Here is a 15,106-nt window from a genome sequence, read left to right as displayed (position 1 = left end):
TGGCTATTGTTATCCCGTATGTCTATTGTAACCAAAGTTACTTATAGATTCACTGAATTCCTTTATTTTTGATCTTTTGAATCTAAAAAAAATACACTGCAATGCAGACCACGGAAAAAACTACCGAATCGCTCATCGAGGAGGCCCTATCGAAGGCCCTGTCGTATGCCGATTATCGTAAATTGGTAGCGCAATTGACAGCTGAGGGCGGATCGACCGGCCCCGAACAGACCGACGACTTGGCCAATTACACCCTTATGAACGATAGACGGATGAGGCGCTTTGATAAGACCGTCAAGGTAGATGCCGATATCCGTGCGGAGATAGCGTCCGTTTCCAGACAAATAACGCTATTGGTTTTGACCGAAAGCTGGTGTGGCGATGCCGCGCCGAGTTTGCCCGTAATGAACAAGGTAGCGGACCTCAACGATAATATATCCTTTAAAGTTTTGCTACGGGACGAGAACACCGGATTGATGAACCGATTTCTGACCAACGGGGCTATGTCGATTCCGAAGTTGATTTTCTTGGATGCCGGAGCGACCCGACCGGAGGACAAGTATATTCCCTTTGCTGTTTGGGGTCCGCGACCTCTACCGGCCGCTCAACTGGTGTTGGACCATAAGGAGCGACACGGTGAAATTTTACCCGAACTCAAAGAGGAACTCCAGCAGTGGTACAATAAGGATAAAGGGCAGACGATACTTCGGGAAATAACGGCATTACTGCCCAAACCATAAAGCCAGGATTTGTCGATTCGGACAAACTTGGTCGAGATGCGGGCCAATACCCGCTATTTTCCTTGGAAAATATAGGTGATCGTACCCTTTTGCGAGGCTCGGGCGTGCGAACTGAATCGCGCCTTGTAGGCATAGGCTATGGCATTTTCTACCAAACAGCCATTAGAGGTGTTCGAACTATTTGAGTTGTAATCGGCGTCGATAACGGTTCCGCTGCCATTTACCTCAATGTTTACTACGATTTTTCCCCCTTCGATACAGGTGTATATCGGGGGCGGTAACCGATAACCGGTACGATCGATCAACGAAAAGGAGACCGAGGTCCGGCGTTTGGCGAGGTTGTTGGTGTACTCCTGCTTTTTGGCGTCTTTCTCACCTAGACGTCGCTCGACTTGCTGACGTTTCCTTTTGAATTCCCGAATACGTTCGGAATAGTCGGCATCCGTAAAGTCGGACGGGTCGTCGTTCTCTTCCTCAGCGGCTTCGCGTTCTTCCATGAGTTCTTCGAGGGTCTTAAAATCCTCCGGATTTCCCTGACTGGCGTCCATGGCTTCGTTGTATGCCATATGACTTTCAACGGGATCTTTCTCTTGCGCTTCCTCCAGCTCTTCCTTTTGCTTTTCGAGTTCCTCGACATCATCCTGTAAGAGCATCTCCACAACATATTCGTCCATCTTTTCCTTTTTGCCCAAATGAATGTTGTACAGGGATAGGATTATGATGGACATCGAAAAAAAGGTAATCAAAAAGGACAGCTGCTTCCGGTTAAGGTTCATGACCATATAACCGAAATCGATCAGATATGTTTTAATTAATCGTTGAACTGAACGCAAAAGACATCGTTTTAGGGGTGTAAACCCAATTTAATAATAAAAAATGACATGGTTTCGCCCATTTTTTTTAAGGTCACTTTTCGTGGCTTCCCAAAGAACTACCTCGTAGGAACCCCTCGTGTTGATCTGGCTTCGATGGGCCGGACGAACCGTTTTTAAAGCGGGTGATAGATTAATCGCTGAGCAAATTATCTGTAAATGCGATGGGCCCGATGGCATTATCTACGGAGTAATCGCCGATCTTGCTTCTTCGCAGCTCCGATAAATGGCCGCCGTTGTCCAATAAATGTCCCAAATCGTGTGCCAGACTACGAATATAGGTGCCTTTGCTGCAAACTATTCTAAAATGGACGTCCGGCAGTGCTACCTTTACGATATCGAACTCCGTTACGGTCACCGTTCGTTTTTGTATCTGGACTTCCTTGCCTTCGCGGGCGTACTCGTAGAGGCGTTTTCCATCCTTTTTCAATGCCGAAAAAACAGGCGGCCGTTGTTCGATGGTTCCGGTCAATCGGGTCGCCGTCCCGCGAATCATTTCCGGGGTAATATGATCAATGGGATAGGTCTTGTCGATTTCCGTTTCCAGATCATAGGATGGGGTAGTGGCGCCCAAGGTGATCGTTCCGGTATATTCTTTCTGTAAGCCTTGTAGCTCGACGATTCTTTTGGTGAACTTGCCCGTACAGATGATAAGCAATCCCGTTGCCAAGGGGTCCAAGGTGCCGGCATGTCCGATCTTGATTTTTTTAAGTTGGAATTTCTTGCGAATGGCCCATTTGAGCTTGTTGACCGCCTGAAACGACGACCAACCAGCAGGTTTATCGATCAGTAAGATTTGGCCATTAAGGAAGTCTTCTGCGGAGAAATCAGTCAAAACACGGATTTTTTTATGCAATTACTTTATGAGCCGGATGCTATCCCCAAACCCCGTATCCTATAGCGATCAAGCCTACAATGAGGCAGTAGACGGCAAAATAAGTAAGCTTGCTGTTTCTGACCAGGCTTATCATCCAGGTACAGGCTACTAATCCGGCCAGAAACGCGGCGATAAAGCCTGCCGCCATGGCGAGATTATTATCATTGTGTAAGGTGAGCTGTCCGCCCATAATGTCCTTGGCGATTTTTCCGAAAATCAGGGGTACCACCATCAGGAACGAGAAGCGGGCCGCTTTGGACTTATCAACGCCCAACAACACAGACGTCGATATGGTCGCCCCACTGCGCGAAATGCCCGGGAGCATGGCGATCGCCTGTGAAATGCCGATTAAAAAGGCACTGCCGAAGGTCACTTTCTTGGTGGTGTTCTTGGCCCTATCGGCAAAATAGAGCAGAATGGCCGTGATGATAAGCATACGGCCTATAAAAGCGACATCGCCACCGAAAAAGCTTTCCAGTTTTTCCTCGAAAAAAAGGCCGATTAAGACGGCGGGCAGCATGGAGACGATGATTTTGGCGGAGAATTGGCTTTCCTCGTTCCATTTGAACTGAAAAAGTCCCCGTAGAATTTCCCAAACATCTTTTCTAAACACGACTATGGTGCTCAAGGCGGTGGCAAAATGGAGCACCACCGTAAAGAGCAGGCTTTGCTCGCCAACAGATTCGTCCCCCAAAATGGCTTTTCCCAATTCGAGATGTCCACTGGAGGAAACGGGCAAAAATTCGGTCAGTCCCTGAATGATACCAAGGATAATGGCGTCAAGGGTATCCAAATTCAATCTTTGTTATGCGGGTTCAACAATATGGCGTACACCTCGATGCCCAGCCCGATCAGTACAAGGGTAGGGGCCAGCCGAATCCTGCGGAAATTGTAGATTTCTTCGTTGAAAACATTAGGATCATCGGTGCCGCCGCCACCCATAAGGATAAATCCCAAAGCGATAAAGGCGATGCCGATGAACATAAAGGTGTAGTTCTTCTTCTGGAAAATAAATTCCTTCTTCGGCTGTTGGTCTGTTTTTTTGGAAGGATTTCTCTTGGCCATGCGGCAAAAATAGTTAAAAGATAAAAGCTAGGAACAATAGTAGATGAAAGTTGGCTAAGATTTATCTTTTAAGAGCCAAGTCTCTTATCTGGACCGTTGGCTTGTGATTGCGAACTTTGATTGATAAACAGTTAGTTTATGGGTTTATCGGCTTATAATAAAGTGGTTGATGGATGTGCTGTTTGGTGATAGAACCTGGCTCTGTTGCCGGATTTCTGGGTGCGGGATTAATATTTGGACCCTAGGTCAGGAGGCGGGAGTCAGGGTCGAAAAGTGATTCTTGTTCCTCCCGGAAAACTTGGAACCTGTGATTTGGTTTTTGATTCCGATTTCCTGTAGTCCCCTCCGTATTGCTTAGGAATTTGGGTCCTAGAGTATGGGATTTGGGCTTTGGAATTTGGTTTTTATTCAATAATAAAGCTCGTCCGTTCTCAGGTTTAAAAAGCGCTGTGTGGCAAAGTAGGTGCAGACCAGGGAAATCAAAATCCCCAATAAGAACACACTGCTGAACACCACGGCCAGCATTTCGAGATCTTCGAAAAGCATAAGCTCGGGGAAGGTTTCGTCCATATAAAACAGGGTAGCTCCCAATGCGAGCATGGCCATAATGGCGCCGAGCATCCCCAGTTTGACGTTCGTCCAGATAAACGGAAGCCGAATAAAGGTTTTGGTCGCCCCCACCATCTGCATGGTTTTGATTATAAATCGTTTGGAGTAGATGGATAGCCGTATCGAGCTATTGATCAGCAGAAAGGCGATAAAGGTAAAGATGCCGCTGGCGACCAAAATCCAAAAACTGATCCGTTTTACGTTTTCGCTCAACAGGCCTACTAGGGGCTTGTCATAGCTGACCTCTTCGACGTAGGATTTTTCGCTGAGGTCGGCCGCAATCAGTTCAATTTCCTCAGGGGTCACGTAGTTCGCATGAAGTTGTAGGTCGATGGAATTCTTTAAGGGATTGTAGCCTAGAAAATCCTGAAAATCCTCCCCGATTTCCGCACTGTGCTTTTCGGCGGCCTCTTCCTTTGAGACATAGGTGGCCGACTTCGTATGTTCTGCCATCGCCAGGGTCTTCCGCAGTTGGTCCGTTTCCGAATCCTTGGCCTCGTCCTTGAGGAAAATGGATACCGTTATCTGCTCCTTAAAATGGTCGGCCATCTTTTTGGTATTGATGACCAGCAGACCCAAGACCCCCAACAAAAAAAGCACCAGTCCGATACTCAGCACTACGGAAAAGTACGAGGATATCAGCTTCTGTTTTTGGTACTGTTCGAAGGATCTGCCCATTCAAGTATCACGTCACATTAAAACCTACCCTGCGCTTCATTCATCTTTCGCGGCACGGCCCAGGCTACACTATACCTCGCAAATTTAGGAAAGTAAATCGAATAAACTTATTTTTGCCGAACATCATTAGGATACAAGAAATACAGCGGTACATGCACTACGACTTTAGGAAAATAGAAGAAAAATGGCAGCAGTTTTGGGCCGATAATAAGACTTTCAAGGCCGAAAATCCTGAAGGTTCCGAGCTCGAAAAGGAGAAATTCTACGTGTTGGACATGTTCCCTTATCCCTCGGGAGCGGGACTGCACGTCGGCCATCCGTTGGGATATATCGCCAGTGACATCTACGCACGCTACAAGCGGCACAAGGGCTTTAACGTATTGCATCCTATGGGATACGATTCCTTCGGATTGCCCGCCGAACAATACGCCATCCAAACCGGACAGCATCCCCGTAATACGACGGAAATTAATATTGAGGGGTGCTTGGATGCCGATGGGAATATTCTTGAAAAATATGTCAATGAGGATGGAAGTATTAAGAACGGGGCCCTGATCGATAAGCAAGAACCGACCTCGATAGACGATGCGGATTATCGGGACAATATTATCAAGGGATACCGCCGACAGTTGGATCAATTGGGATTTTCGTTTGATTGGAACCGCGAGATCCGGACCTCGAACCCGAATTATTATAAATGGACGCAGTGGATATTTATTCAACTGTTCGATTCGTGGTACAACACGGATGCGGACCGGGCGGAACCCATCGAGGCCTTGATTGCCATTTTCGAAAAGAGCGGGAATAGCGGTGTAAGCGCCGTTTGCGATGACGATACGCCCCGGTTCTCCGCAGGGGATTGGAGAGCTTTTTCTTCCAGACAGCAACAAGAACTGCTTTTAAAATACCGGCTGACGTACCTTGCCGACGCAGATGTTAATTGGTGTCCCGCCCTGGGCACGGTACTTGCTAACGACGAGATCGTCAACGGGGTATCGGAACGCGGGGGGCATCCGGTGGTACGCAAAAAAATGACCCAGTGGATGATGCGCATCACCGCCTACGCCCAACGCCTGCTAGACGGACTGGACAAGATCGATTGGCCGCAGCCCCTTAAGGATGCGCAGCGCAATTGGATCGGAAGATCGGAAGGGGCCTCCGTGAAGTTTAGGGTCATCTCGCAGTCCACCGAGGCGGCTGCTAAGGACAATTCATCCCAGACGGATGCTTTGCCCGAATCAACTGATGGCGCATCCCAGCCTGCGGATGATTCTTCCTGGTATATCGATGTTTTTACCACCCGTCCCGATACCATTTTCGGCGCCTCTTTTATGACCTTGGCTCCTGAACATGAGTTGGTGTCCAAAATCACGACGCCCGAACAAAAGGCGGAGGTCGAGGCCTATGTCGAAGCCACTGCCAAGCGTTCCGAACGCGACCGTATGGCCGATGTCAAAACGATTACGGGTGCGTTTACCGGGGCCTATGCCGAGCATCCGTTTACCAAGGAGCCGATTCCTATCTGGATCGGGGACTACGTGCTGGCCGGCTACGGTACCGGGGCCGTGATGTCAGTGCCCTGCGGCGATCAGCGGGATTACGATTTTGCGAAGCACTTCGGCATCGACATCCCCAATATTTTTGAGGGCATCGATATTTCGGAGGAAGCCTTTGCGGACAAAGAGGGAACGGTCATCGCCAATTCGGATTTTTTAAACGGACTGCCCTATGAAAAAGCGGTGCAAAAGGCGATTGCGGAGTTGGAGCGGATCGGGCAGGGAACCGGTAAGATCAATTACCGGCTGCGCGATGCCGTTTTCAGCCGGCAGCGCTATTGGGGCGAGCCCTTCCCCGTGTACTACGTGGACGGCATGCCGCAGATGATCGATGCGAAATACCTGCCGTTGCGATTGCCGGAAGTCGATAAGTACCTTCCGACGGAAACCGGCGAGCCTCCCTTGGGCAATGCCAACGAATGGGCCTGGGACACAGGGCAGTCGGCAGTGGTCAGCAATCAGTTGATCGATCAAGAGACCGTCTTTCCCCTGGAATTGAACACCATGCCCGGATGGGCCGGCAGCTCCCAGTACTTCAACCGCTACATGGATCCGCGCAACGACGAAGAAATCTTTTCCCAAGAGGCCATCGAGTATTGGCAGGATGTGGACCTGTACATCGGCGGGAGCGAACATGCTACAGGACATTTGCTGTACAGCCGCTTTTGGCAGAAGTTTATGTTCGACAAGGGCTTGGTACCCGTGGATGAGTATGCCAAAAAGTTGATCAATCAGGGGATGATTACGGGTACTAGTGCATATAGCTTTAAAATCGCTGGATATTCTTCATTGGAAAACTCATTCCATACTATTGATTTGGATTTTCCTATATTCATTAGTGAAGGTTATTTAATCAATTCATTAAGAGCAGAAAGTAAGGATTTACAAAAAGCTGAGAACTTCCGAAACATTAAACCATCCAATGAAATATTAAAAATTATAGAAAGATTTTCTCAAAATAACACTGAAATTATTGAAGAGCTAATTCTAGCGCCGGCACGAATCGATGTTAAAATGGTGACGACTTCCGATGAACTGAACTTGAAGGATTATAGGAATAGCAATTCTGAAAACGAAAATGCCATATTTATTTTAGAAAATGGCAAAATCTGCCATAACATACCTTTAAACTGGAATAGTCAGCAAAAAATCGAGCAAGAAGGAGTTTTTATAGTTCACCGCGAAGTCGAAAAAATGTCCAAATCCAAATACAACGTCGTCAATCCCGATGACATCTGTGAGGAGTACGGGGCGGACAGCCTTCGCCTGTACGAAATGTTCCTGGGGCCATTGGAACAGTCCAAACCCTGGAACACGGCGGGCATTACCGGTGTACACGGCTTCCTAAAAAAAATGTGGAAACTGTACCATTCCGGTCCCAATGGGGATTTCAAGGTCGATGGTGCCTCCGCATCCGCAGAAAGCCTAAAAATCCTCCACAAAACCATCAAAAAAGTCGAGGAAGACATCGAGGATTTCAGTTTCAACACCACGGTCTCCACTTTTATGATCTGCGTCAACGAACTGACCTCCCAAAAGTGTACCAGCCGAGAAATTTTGGAACCCTTGGCCGTCTTGGTGTCCCCCTACGCCCCGCATATCGCCGAGGAACTGTGGGAGAAATTGGGGCATTCGGAATCTATCTCCACTGCTGCCTTCCCGAAATTCGAGGAAAGGCACTTGGTGGAGCGCAGTAAGGAATATCCGATATCCTTTAACGGCAAGACCCGGTTTACGATGGAGCTTCCCTTGGAGATGGACAAGCAGCAGATCGAAGAGGCGGTCATGGCCCACGAAAAGACCCAGCAGCAACTGGACGGGCGAACCCCTAAAAAAGTAATCGTGGTACCCGGAAGAATCGTCAATATTGTCGGGTGAAGTTCGTGATAGCTGCGTTTGCCATGAATTTTAACGAGATGGGCAGCTCCTTATGGGTTACAGATCTGCAAATGCCATTTTGTCCGAAGTCCCGATCGGCGAGGTTTTTGCTAAAGTACTGCCAAGAGGTTCCGTGGTATTCGGAAACCTGCTTATATTTAGCGTGAAAAACAGACAAACAAACAACAAAAAATAGAAAGTTATGATGGGATATTATGTGCTGATCGGTGCCATCGCCCTGGTCAGTTGGCTGGTAAGCCGAAAATTAAAAAGTAAGTTCAAGCACTATTCGAACGTACACCTACAAAACGGGATGAGCGGTGCCGAAATCGCAGAAAAGATGTTGTCGGACAATGGCATTAGAGACGTGAAGGTGGTCTCTACCGCCGGAATGTTGACCGACCACTACAACCCTAAATCCAAAACGGTAAACTTGAGCGAGGGCGTCTATAACCAGCGCAACGCCGCTGCGGCCGCCGTCGCCGCACACGAATGCGGACACGCGGTACAGCACGCACAGGCCTATGAATGGCTCACCTTGCGTTCCAAATTGGTGCCCGTGGTCAGTGTGACCTCGAGCATGTCGATGTGGGTGGTTTTCGGGGGACTCATGCTGGGTGCTGCCGCCGGAGTCGGCTTCGGCTACTGGGTAGCGGTCGCGGGCCTGATCATGATGGGCCTAGCCACATTGTTCAGTTTTATTACGCTGCCGGTCGAGTACGACGCCAGTAACAGGGCATTGGCTTGGTTAAAAAATCAGAACGTGGTTACCCCGCAAGAATACGAGGGGTCCGAAGACGCCCTAAAATGGGCCGCCCGCACCTATCTGGTCGCGGCAATCGGATCGCTGGCCACCTTGGTCTATTGGGGTTTACAGGTCTTTGGGGGTAGGGATTAAGAATCCTACGAACCGAACCAGATGTAAAACAATCCGACCTGCAAGGAGCACTAAAGATAGAGCCCATTTTGCAGGTCGGATTATTTTTTGGAATACCCTTTAGCGTTGAACGAGATGGTGGGCCGCGGGAGTTACGCCCGGTTTAAAATGATCGCGTATAAGCCTTACTATTACCGTCGTCTCCCGACTTGTTCTGGGTTACGGATGAAACCTTAGCTGGTGGTATCGTTGTCCACGGCGAGCACCTCTTGGGCATTTTCTATACTGGAATTGATCTGCTCCCGAAGAGCCTTTACTTTTTCCTCTTCCTCATCGAGCCATTCCTGTTTTTCTGGAGAGAGTTCTTTGCCTTTCATGATTTCGTCCGGAGAAAATCGGTCTCCAAAGTTTTGCATCCAATCCATCATGGCCTGGTTGGCCTCCTGCAGGTCGATGCGGGCCTCCCTATATTCTTTTCCGAGATCGGTACTGTCGTTTTCCCTTTCTTTCAGTTTTCCGACTAATTGTCCCAATTGGCCCATTTTCGGCATCACCTCATCGTGAACGGCTATGACTTCCTTCATTTGGGTGGCTTCTTTTTCCTCTTTACACGATGTGACAATAGCAGCAAAGGCTAGGGTAAGCAGTAGAATATGTTTTTTCATGGTTCTCTTTTGGTGCAAATATAGGCTAATCTATTCACGGTAGCCGGTCATGGATGCAGCGAGAATAGACAAGTTCTTCCCCATAGACTGTCCTTGTCCATAAACCGATTAAGCAACCTATTCAGTCAATTGCAGCACCTTCTCCCAGACCTCCGTACTTACCGGGATGCTTTCTTCCTGATTTTTCTTTCGGGTCTGTAAGGTACGCTCGCCCGGGTAATAGGTCCGTCCGCCCGTTTGCATGGGTTCGACATCATGGGTATAATCGATAATCTCCTGGAGCAGTTTTTCCTGTAGCCCCCTATCGCCGAACAGTTCCGGATATACACATAGGAATACTTGCGACACCCCTGCCTCGTAGTCGTTCTGTCCGATTTTATAAGTGGAATTCCCGGCGGACAGCAAGGTGGCTAGCATATCCAGGACCATCGAGAGGGCCGAGCCTTTCCAGTAACCGATCGGGAGGCCGCGTTCGTTGCCAAGAATTTCCTCGGGGTCTTTTGATAGTTCATCCTGATCGTCCCAACCCCCGGGATAGGGCAATTTTTCGCCTTTGAGCCGGTAATCGTTGATGGTGCCGAAAGCAAACTGCGAAATGGCCATGTCCAAAACAATATGGCCCTCCTTTCGGGGGATGCCCACGATAAAGGGATTGTTCCCCAAACGGCTATGCTTCCCGCCCCAAGGCGGCATGTTGGGTTGGGTGTTGGTAAAGAGAATGGAAATGCACCCCTGGTCCGCCGCCCGCCAGCTATAAGTGCCGCCCCGCATCCAGTGGTTGTTATTGCGCAGGGCAACCAGCCCCATGCCATGCTCCTTCGCCAATTCCAGCGCGCGGTCGGTGCATTGGATGGCATTGATGATGCCGGGTCCCGAACGGCCGTCCCAACGCTCGATATTCCCGAAGGATGCTATGCTCTCCGCTTCGGCATCCACCTTGATAATTCCCTTTTCCACATAATCGATGAATAGGGGTACCCGGTTAATGCCGTGGGAGTTCACCCCATCCAAGGTGGATTCGGAATAGATTCTGGCCAGTAGTTGGGCTTTATCCTCCGAAAAGGAATGTTTCTTGAAGAGGCGATAGAGCGTCTCCTGCATTTTATCAAATGGAATTTTTGTGGATTTCGGACTCATAAGACAATGAAGGTTTAATTTCGATTCGTAGGATCAAGTTAGCCATTTTTAGGCTTTATCCTAGTAATAAGATAGCTACTGATAATAATCAAAGCGCCCCCGAGGACGGTATTTAGGGTCAATTCTTCCTCCAAAATTATATAGCCCAACACCATGGCGCTGACCACTTCAAGGTACATCAATGACGAAGCGGTCGAGGCTTCCAAATGCTTCAGACCGTAGAAAAAGAGCTTAAAGACGATGATACCGATCAGAAATCCGTAAAAAATCCCTACGCCGAGTTGGTCCAACGTCGCATCGGGGACAAAAAAGAGAAACGGGATAAAGAAAAACGCGCCTACCAAGTTCTGAAAGACAATGGTCTGTTCTTTGCTATAATTGTGCGATTCGGACTTGAACATCAGCACGGTCAGGGCATATGTAATGGCAGAAAGTACGGCGGCCACCATGCCGATAACATCCGCATTTTCGAAACTGAAGTTTTTGTCGGAATAGGTGATGACCAGCCCGGCAAACGCAATCAGCAACACGCCCGCCTGTCTTGCTTTGAGCGGCCTGCTATGATGTAAGGTCTCGAGGACGAATACGAAAATGGGCCAGGAGTAGAACAGCACCACCGCATTGCCGATCGAGGTAAAGATAAAGGCCACGAGGTAGAGGTAGATACGGACTACGTTGATGGCCGAGGCCAGCAGCATCTTTTTGTAGTTGCCGGTGAATAGCGGATGTTTTTTACTGAACAGGACCGGAGCTAAAAATACGACCGGTACCATAGTCCTAAAAAAGGCGATGGCCCCGGTATTGAGGGTGGTCATATACTTTATTAGGATGCCGTTGCTCCCGGCAATCAGGGCGCAAAGGACTACGGCATAAACGGCTTTTCCCATTTGGGCATTTCGGACAAAACTACTGCTTTAATTTACTAAAAAGCCATTCGTTTCTCATTTCTCGCTGCTCGGGGAAGGTCCAATGTTGGGTCTCTTGAAAAAGGTGGAGTTCTTTTTCGGCATCGATTACATTATAGGCCGAAAATGTGGAGGCCGGTGGACAGACATTGTCGTTATAACCCCAGCTGTACCAGCCTTCCGCTTTTACCGAAGGGGCAAAATTGACTACATCATAATATTTTGAGACCTCTATTTTCACGGGTTTGTTGGTAAAGTCGTCCACGAAGATCTGGGGCCATCCACCGGCCCTCCCGTGTAAAAATCCGGTCATGTCGGAAAGCGCCGGATAAAAAGCCGCCAAATAATCGATGCGGTCGTCAAGGCTGGCCGTGATAATGGAGAGTGCCCCGCCCTGGCTTCCACCGGTGACCGCGATATCCTCCCCGTTGAAGTTATCCAGGCCGTGGAGAAAATCCACCGCCCGAACGCAGCCCAAATAGACCCGCCGGTAATACATATGATCTTTGTCATCGAGGTTGGCGATCTGATAGTCCTTCAAGGCCCCCGCCCGCAGGTCGTTGTACACCCCTTGGTCGAGGTTGACGGGAATACCGTGAATGCCGATGGTCAGCGTAACAAATCCCTTGGCCGCCTCATCGACCTCGCCGTAATACGGCCGTATGCCCGCCCCCGGCACGTGCAGGATGGCAGGGTACTTGCCCGCTTTCTTGGGGACGGATAAAATCCCATAAATTTTACCCTCGACATTGTCCATCTGCACGTGGTACACATCGACCTTGTCGGTACAGCGTTCGGGCAGCAGGGTCAGCACCGGATTTACGGGTACTTCGGCGAGCTCTTCCTTCCCTTTGTCCCAAAAAGCCTCGAAATCGGAGGGTAGCGTAGTCGTCGGTTCAATCGCGTCAGGGGCAAAACCTACGGTAGCGTAGGATGAATATTCCTTTCCATCGACCGTGACGGTGACCGTGCAGCGTAAAAAACCGGGCTCCTTAAATTTCGGTGCCTTGACCTTGGTCTTGCCGCCGAGGGATAAGGTACCCTCGTCCCAGACCTTGACCTGCCGATATCCGGGATCGGTCTCGATTTTATAGTCGATTTTGACCCCCTCGATCGGCACGTTGTTGCGCAGTACGTTGATCGAGAATTCCGCCCGCTCGCCCACGTCATACGTCCAATCCACCTCATCGGGACTCACAATGACCTCGACCAGCTGTTTACTGGGTTGGGCGTGGAGATAGAGGGTTAAAAGTAAGGCTGATAGGAGGGAGAAGTAGGGTTTGGTTTTCATTTTTTGGATGGGTTTAAAGGATGTTATGTCGTACGGGAAAACGTTTCTGATTTCAAATCGTTTCGAAAGTTAGGAAATATTGACGGCATTTTTGAGTTTTAGGATGATTCGGATGTGGATTGCAGGTTTCCCTATTAAAAATGGGTAAAAAACTGTATTTTGGTAGACTTGGCTTAGTTCATAATACAAATTGGTATTCCATGCGATTTGCATCATATAACGAACAGCACTTATAAAAATGATTATTCTAAAAAAAATGACTTCATGAGTATTCCTAAAAATATATCTGAAAAACATATTACAAGGGCGGTGGAGGAAATTAATGTTCTAGGTATTCCTAAATCAAGGCTGTCCAGGAATTATCTTCTCGATTTAAAAGGGAAACATCTACCACCTAAGTATGTAGTAAGCAAGGCCAATGAAATTGCAAATAATGCAGAATTAGACTTTGAAAAATTCAATGCCAAGGAAGCGGTTAGTTTTTTGCGAAAATTGGGGTTTGCCGTGGAAAAATATGCAAATGAGGAAAATCTAAAACAGAGATTCTTGGAATATTTAGGTCAGTTTCATAAAAATAACTCAACTTCAAAAGAGTACGTAAAAATGCTTCCGAAAATTGAAACATGGTTCAAACAAAACGGGATAGTGTCCGCTAATTACAAATTTTGGAAGAATATCGAACAAACTCCGATTATCGAAGATAAGTTGAAATCAGATTACAGGGAGAAATGGAAACTTTTAAACAAGGAAGAAAAGAACTGGTACGGAAGTCCTTGGAATAAGTGGGTCGGATTTTACAACGAGATGTTACAAGAAGATAACATTTTAGTACGGTCGGAAGTTACAAATTTTAATAAGCGTGAATTCTCTAAATCACTAGCTAATTCTGGATTGATGTATGATGAGCTGACTATCACCCGCTTTACAGCTTCACTCTTTACGAAACCCTTCGTAATCCTTACGGGCCTCTCCGGTTCGGGTAAAACGAAACTGGCTCAAGCGTTCGCGCAATGGATATGCCAAGACGATACCCAATATCGCATAGTGCCGGTAGGTGCCGATTGGACCAATCGCGAACCTTTGTTGGGCTACCCTAATGCACTGGAGTCGGAGGAATACGTCAAACCCGATAGTGATGTACTTGATTTGATTATCAGAGCCAATGAAAATAGAGAACTACCCTATTTTTTGATTCTGGATGAAATGAACTTGAGCCATGTGGAGCGCTACTTTGCTGATTTTTTAAGCGTGATGGAATCTAAGGAAAGCATTCCGCTTTACACAGATGGGTCTATCAAAAACGGAGCTCCTCCGAATTTAAATCTTCCCTCGAACCTTTTTATAATAGGCACGGTAAACATTGATGAGACGACCAATATGTTCAGTCCTAAGGTTCTTGATAGGGCCAATACTATCGAGTTTCGGGTAGTAGCCGAAGAGATGAGAAACTTTCTAAATTCAAAGACGACCGTAAATCTGGAGGTTCTTAATACCAAAGGGGCGGGCATGGCCAAGAGTTTTCTTAAGTTGGCCGAGAATAAGGAATTTGAAGGGACCGATAGCGAAATCATTAAAGATACATTAATGCGCTTTTTTGGGCAACTCAAAAAAAGCGGTGCTGAATTCGGCTATCGTAGCGCTACTGAAATTATCAGGTTGATCAATCAGCTCGCGGTGGTTGATGATGAGCTAAAAATCAATGAAAAACTTGATATTGCCATCATGCAGAAACTGCTTCCCAAATTGCACGGCTCCCGAAGAAAGCTTTGTCCTGTTCTGGAAACGTTGGGATCTTTCTGTCTGGAGTCGGATATAAATATCGTAAAAGATGTGTTTGGCAAGGATGATTTCGACTTCAATGGCCCCAATGTGCGTTACAGTCTAGCCCTTGAAAAAATAACGAGAATGCACAAGGGAGCTATTGACAACGGATTTACGAGTTTTGCAGAAGCCTAA

13 protein-coding genes are annotated in these 15,106 nt (G+C 47.9%); 4 read left to right on the top strand and 9 right to left on the bottom strand.

Features of this window, described 5'->3' with window-relative positions; translation table 11 throughout:
* Positions 1–101 precede the first annotated feature (101 nt).
* Entirely contained in the window at positions 102–740 is a 639-nt protein-coding gene (locus RQM65_RS07645) for a thioredoxin family protein (protein ID WP_314013895.1), read from the top strand.
* 53 nt (positions 741–793) lie between these two features.
* Here RQM65_RS07645 and RQM65_RS07640 read toward each other — a convergent pair whose 3' ends face one another.
* The 5 genes from RQM65_RS07640 to RQM65_RS07620 all read right to left on the bottom strand — a co-directional run bounded on the left by RQM65_RS07640 (position 794) and on the right by RQM65_RS07620 (position 4,841).
* On the bottom strand, positions 794–1,573 hold the full coding sequence (locus RQM65_RS07640; RefSeq protein ID WP_314013894.1) for a hypothetical protein: 780 nt from the start codon (positions 1,571–1,573) through the stop codon (positions 794–796).
* 172 nt (positions 1,574–1,745) lie between these two features.
* The gene (gene truB / locus RQM65_RS07635) at positions 1,746–2,447 is read right to left on the bottom strand and encodes a tRNA pseudouridine(55) synthase TruB (protein ID WP_314013893.1); all 702 of its coding nucleotides are present in this window, start codon (positions 2,445–2,447) and stop codon (positions 1,746–1,748) included.
* A gap of 40 nt (positions 2,448–2,487) precedes the next feature.
* The gene (locus tag RQM65_RS07630) at positions 2,488–3,282 is read right to left on the bottom strand and encodes an undecaprenyl-diphosphate phosphatase (protein WP_314013891.1); all 795 of its coding nucleotides are present in this window, start codon (positions 3,280–3,282) and stop codon (positions 2,488–2,490) included.
* Positions 3,283–3,284: 2 nt separating this feature from the next.
* Positions 3,285–3,554 carry a DUF3098 domain-containing protein gene (locus RQM65_RS07625; protein WP_314013889.1) on the bottom strand — a complete coding sequence of 90 codons (270 nt, stop codon included), beginning with the start codon at positions 3,552–3,554 and terminating at the stop codon, positions 3,285–3,287.
* 408 nt (positions 3,555–3,962) lie between these two features.
* Positions 3,963–4,841, bottom strand: coding sequence for a cell division protein FtsX (locus RQM65_RS07620; RefSeq protein WP_314013887.1), 879 nt, complete (start codon positions 4,839–4,841; stop codon positions 3,963–3,965).
* 152 nt (positions 4,842–4,993) lie between these two features.
* Here RQM65_RS07620 and RQM65_RS07615 point away from each other — a divergent pair, with 152 nt between their 5' ends.
* The gene (locus tag RQM65_RS07615) at positions 4,994–8,275 is read left to right on the top strand and encodes a leucine--tRNA ligase (protein ID WP_314016806.1); all 3,282 of its coding nucleotides are present in this window, start codon (positions 4,994–4,996) and stop codon (positions 8,273–8,275) included.
* A gap of 202 nt (positions 8,276–8,477) precedes the next feature.
* Entirely contained in the window at positions 8,478–9,173 is a 696-nt protein-coding gene (locus RQM65_RS07610) for a zinc metallopeptidase (RefSeq protein ID WP_314013885.1), read from the top strand.
* A gap of 212 nt (positions 9,174–9,385) precedes the next feature.
* Here the strand turns inward: RQM65_RS07610 and RQM65_RS07605 are convergent, their stop codons facing one another.
* The 4 genes from RQM65_RS07605 to RQM65_RS07590 form a co-directional block, all read right to left on the bottom strand.
* Positions 9,386–9,817, bottom strand: a complete 432-nt coding sequence (locus RQM65_RS07605) for a hypothetical protein (RefSeq protein WP_314013884.1) — start codon at positions 9,815–9,817, stop codon at positions 9,386–9,388.
* Positions 9,818–9,934: 117 nt separating this feature from the next.
* Complete coding sequence (gene yiaK, locus RQM65_RS07600) at positions 9,935–10,954, bottom strand: 3-dehydro-L-gulonate 2-dehydrogenase (protein WP_314013882.1); 1,020 nt, start codon at positions 10,952–10,954, stop codon at positions 9,935–9,937.
* Between the two features lie 38 nt (positions 10,955–10,992).
* The gene (locus RQM65_RS07595; RefSeq protein ID WP_314013881.1) at positions 10,993–11,841 is read right to left on the bottom strand and encodes a DMT family transporter; all 849 of its coding nucleotides are present in this window, start codon (positions 11,839–11,841) and stop codon (positions 10,993–10,995) included.
* A gap of 19 nt (positions 11,842–11,860) precedes the next feature.
* A complete protein-coding gene (locus RQM65_RS07590; protein ID WP_314013879.1) occupies positions 11,861–13,150 on the bottom strand; it encodes an acetylxylan esterase in 1,290 nt (429 codons plus the stop codon).
* Between the two features lie 264 nt (positions 13,151–13,414).
* Between RQM65_RS07590 and RQM65_RS07585 the strand changes: the two genes are divergently transcribed.
* Positions 13,415–15,106, top strand: a complete 1,692-nt coding sequence (locus RQM65_RS07585) for an McrB family protein (protein WP_314013878.1) — start codon at positions 13,415–13,417, stop codon at positions 15,104–15,106.

The organism is Pricia mediterranea (assembly GCF_032248455.1).
Classification (GTDB): domain Bacteria; phylum Bacteroidota; class Bacteroidia; order Flavobacteriales; family Flavobacteriaceae; genus Pricia; species Pricia mediterranea.
This window is presented reverse-complemented; position numbering and strand designations above follow the sequence as displayed.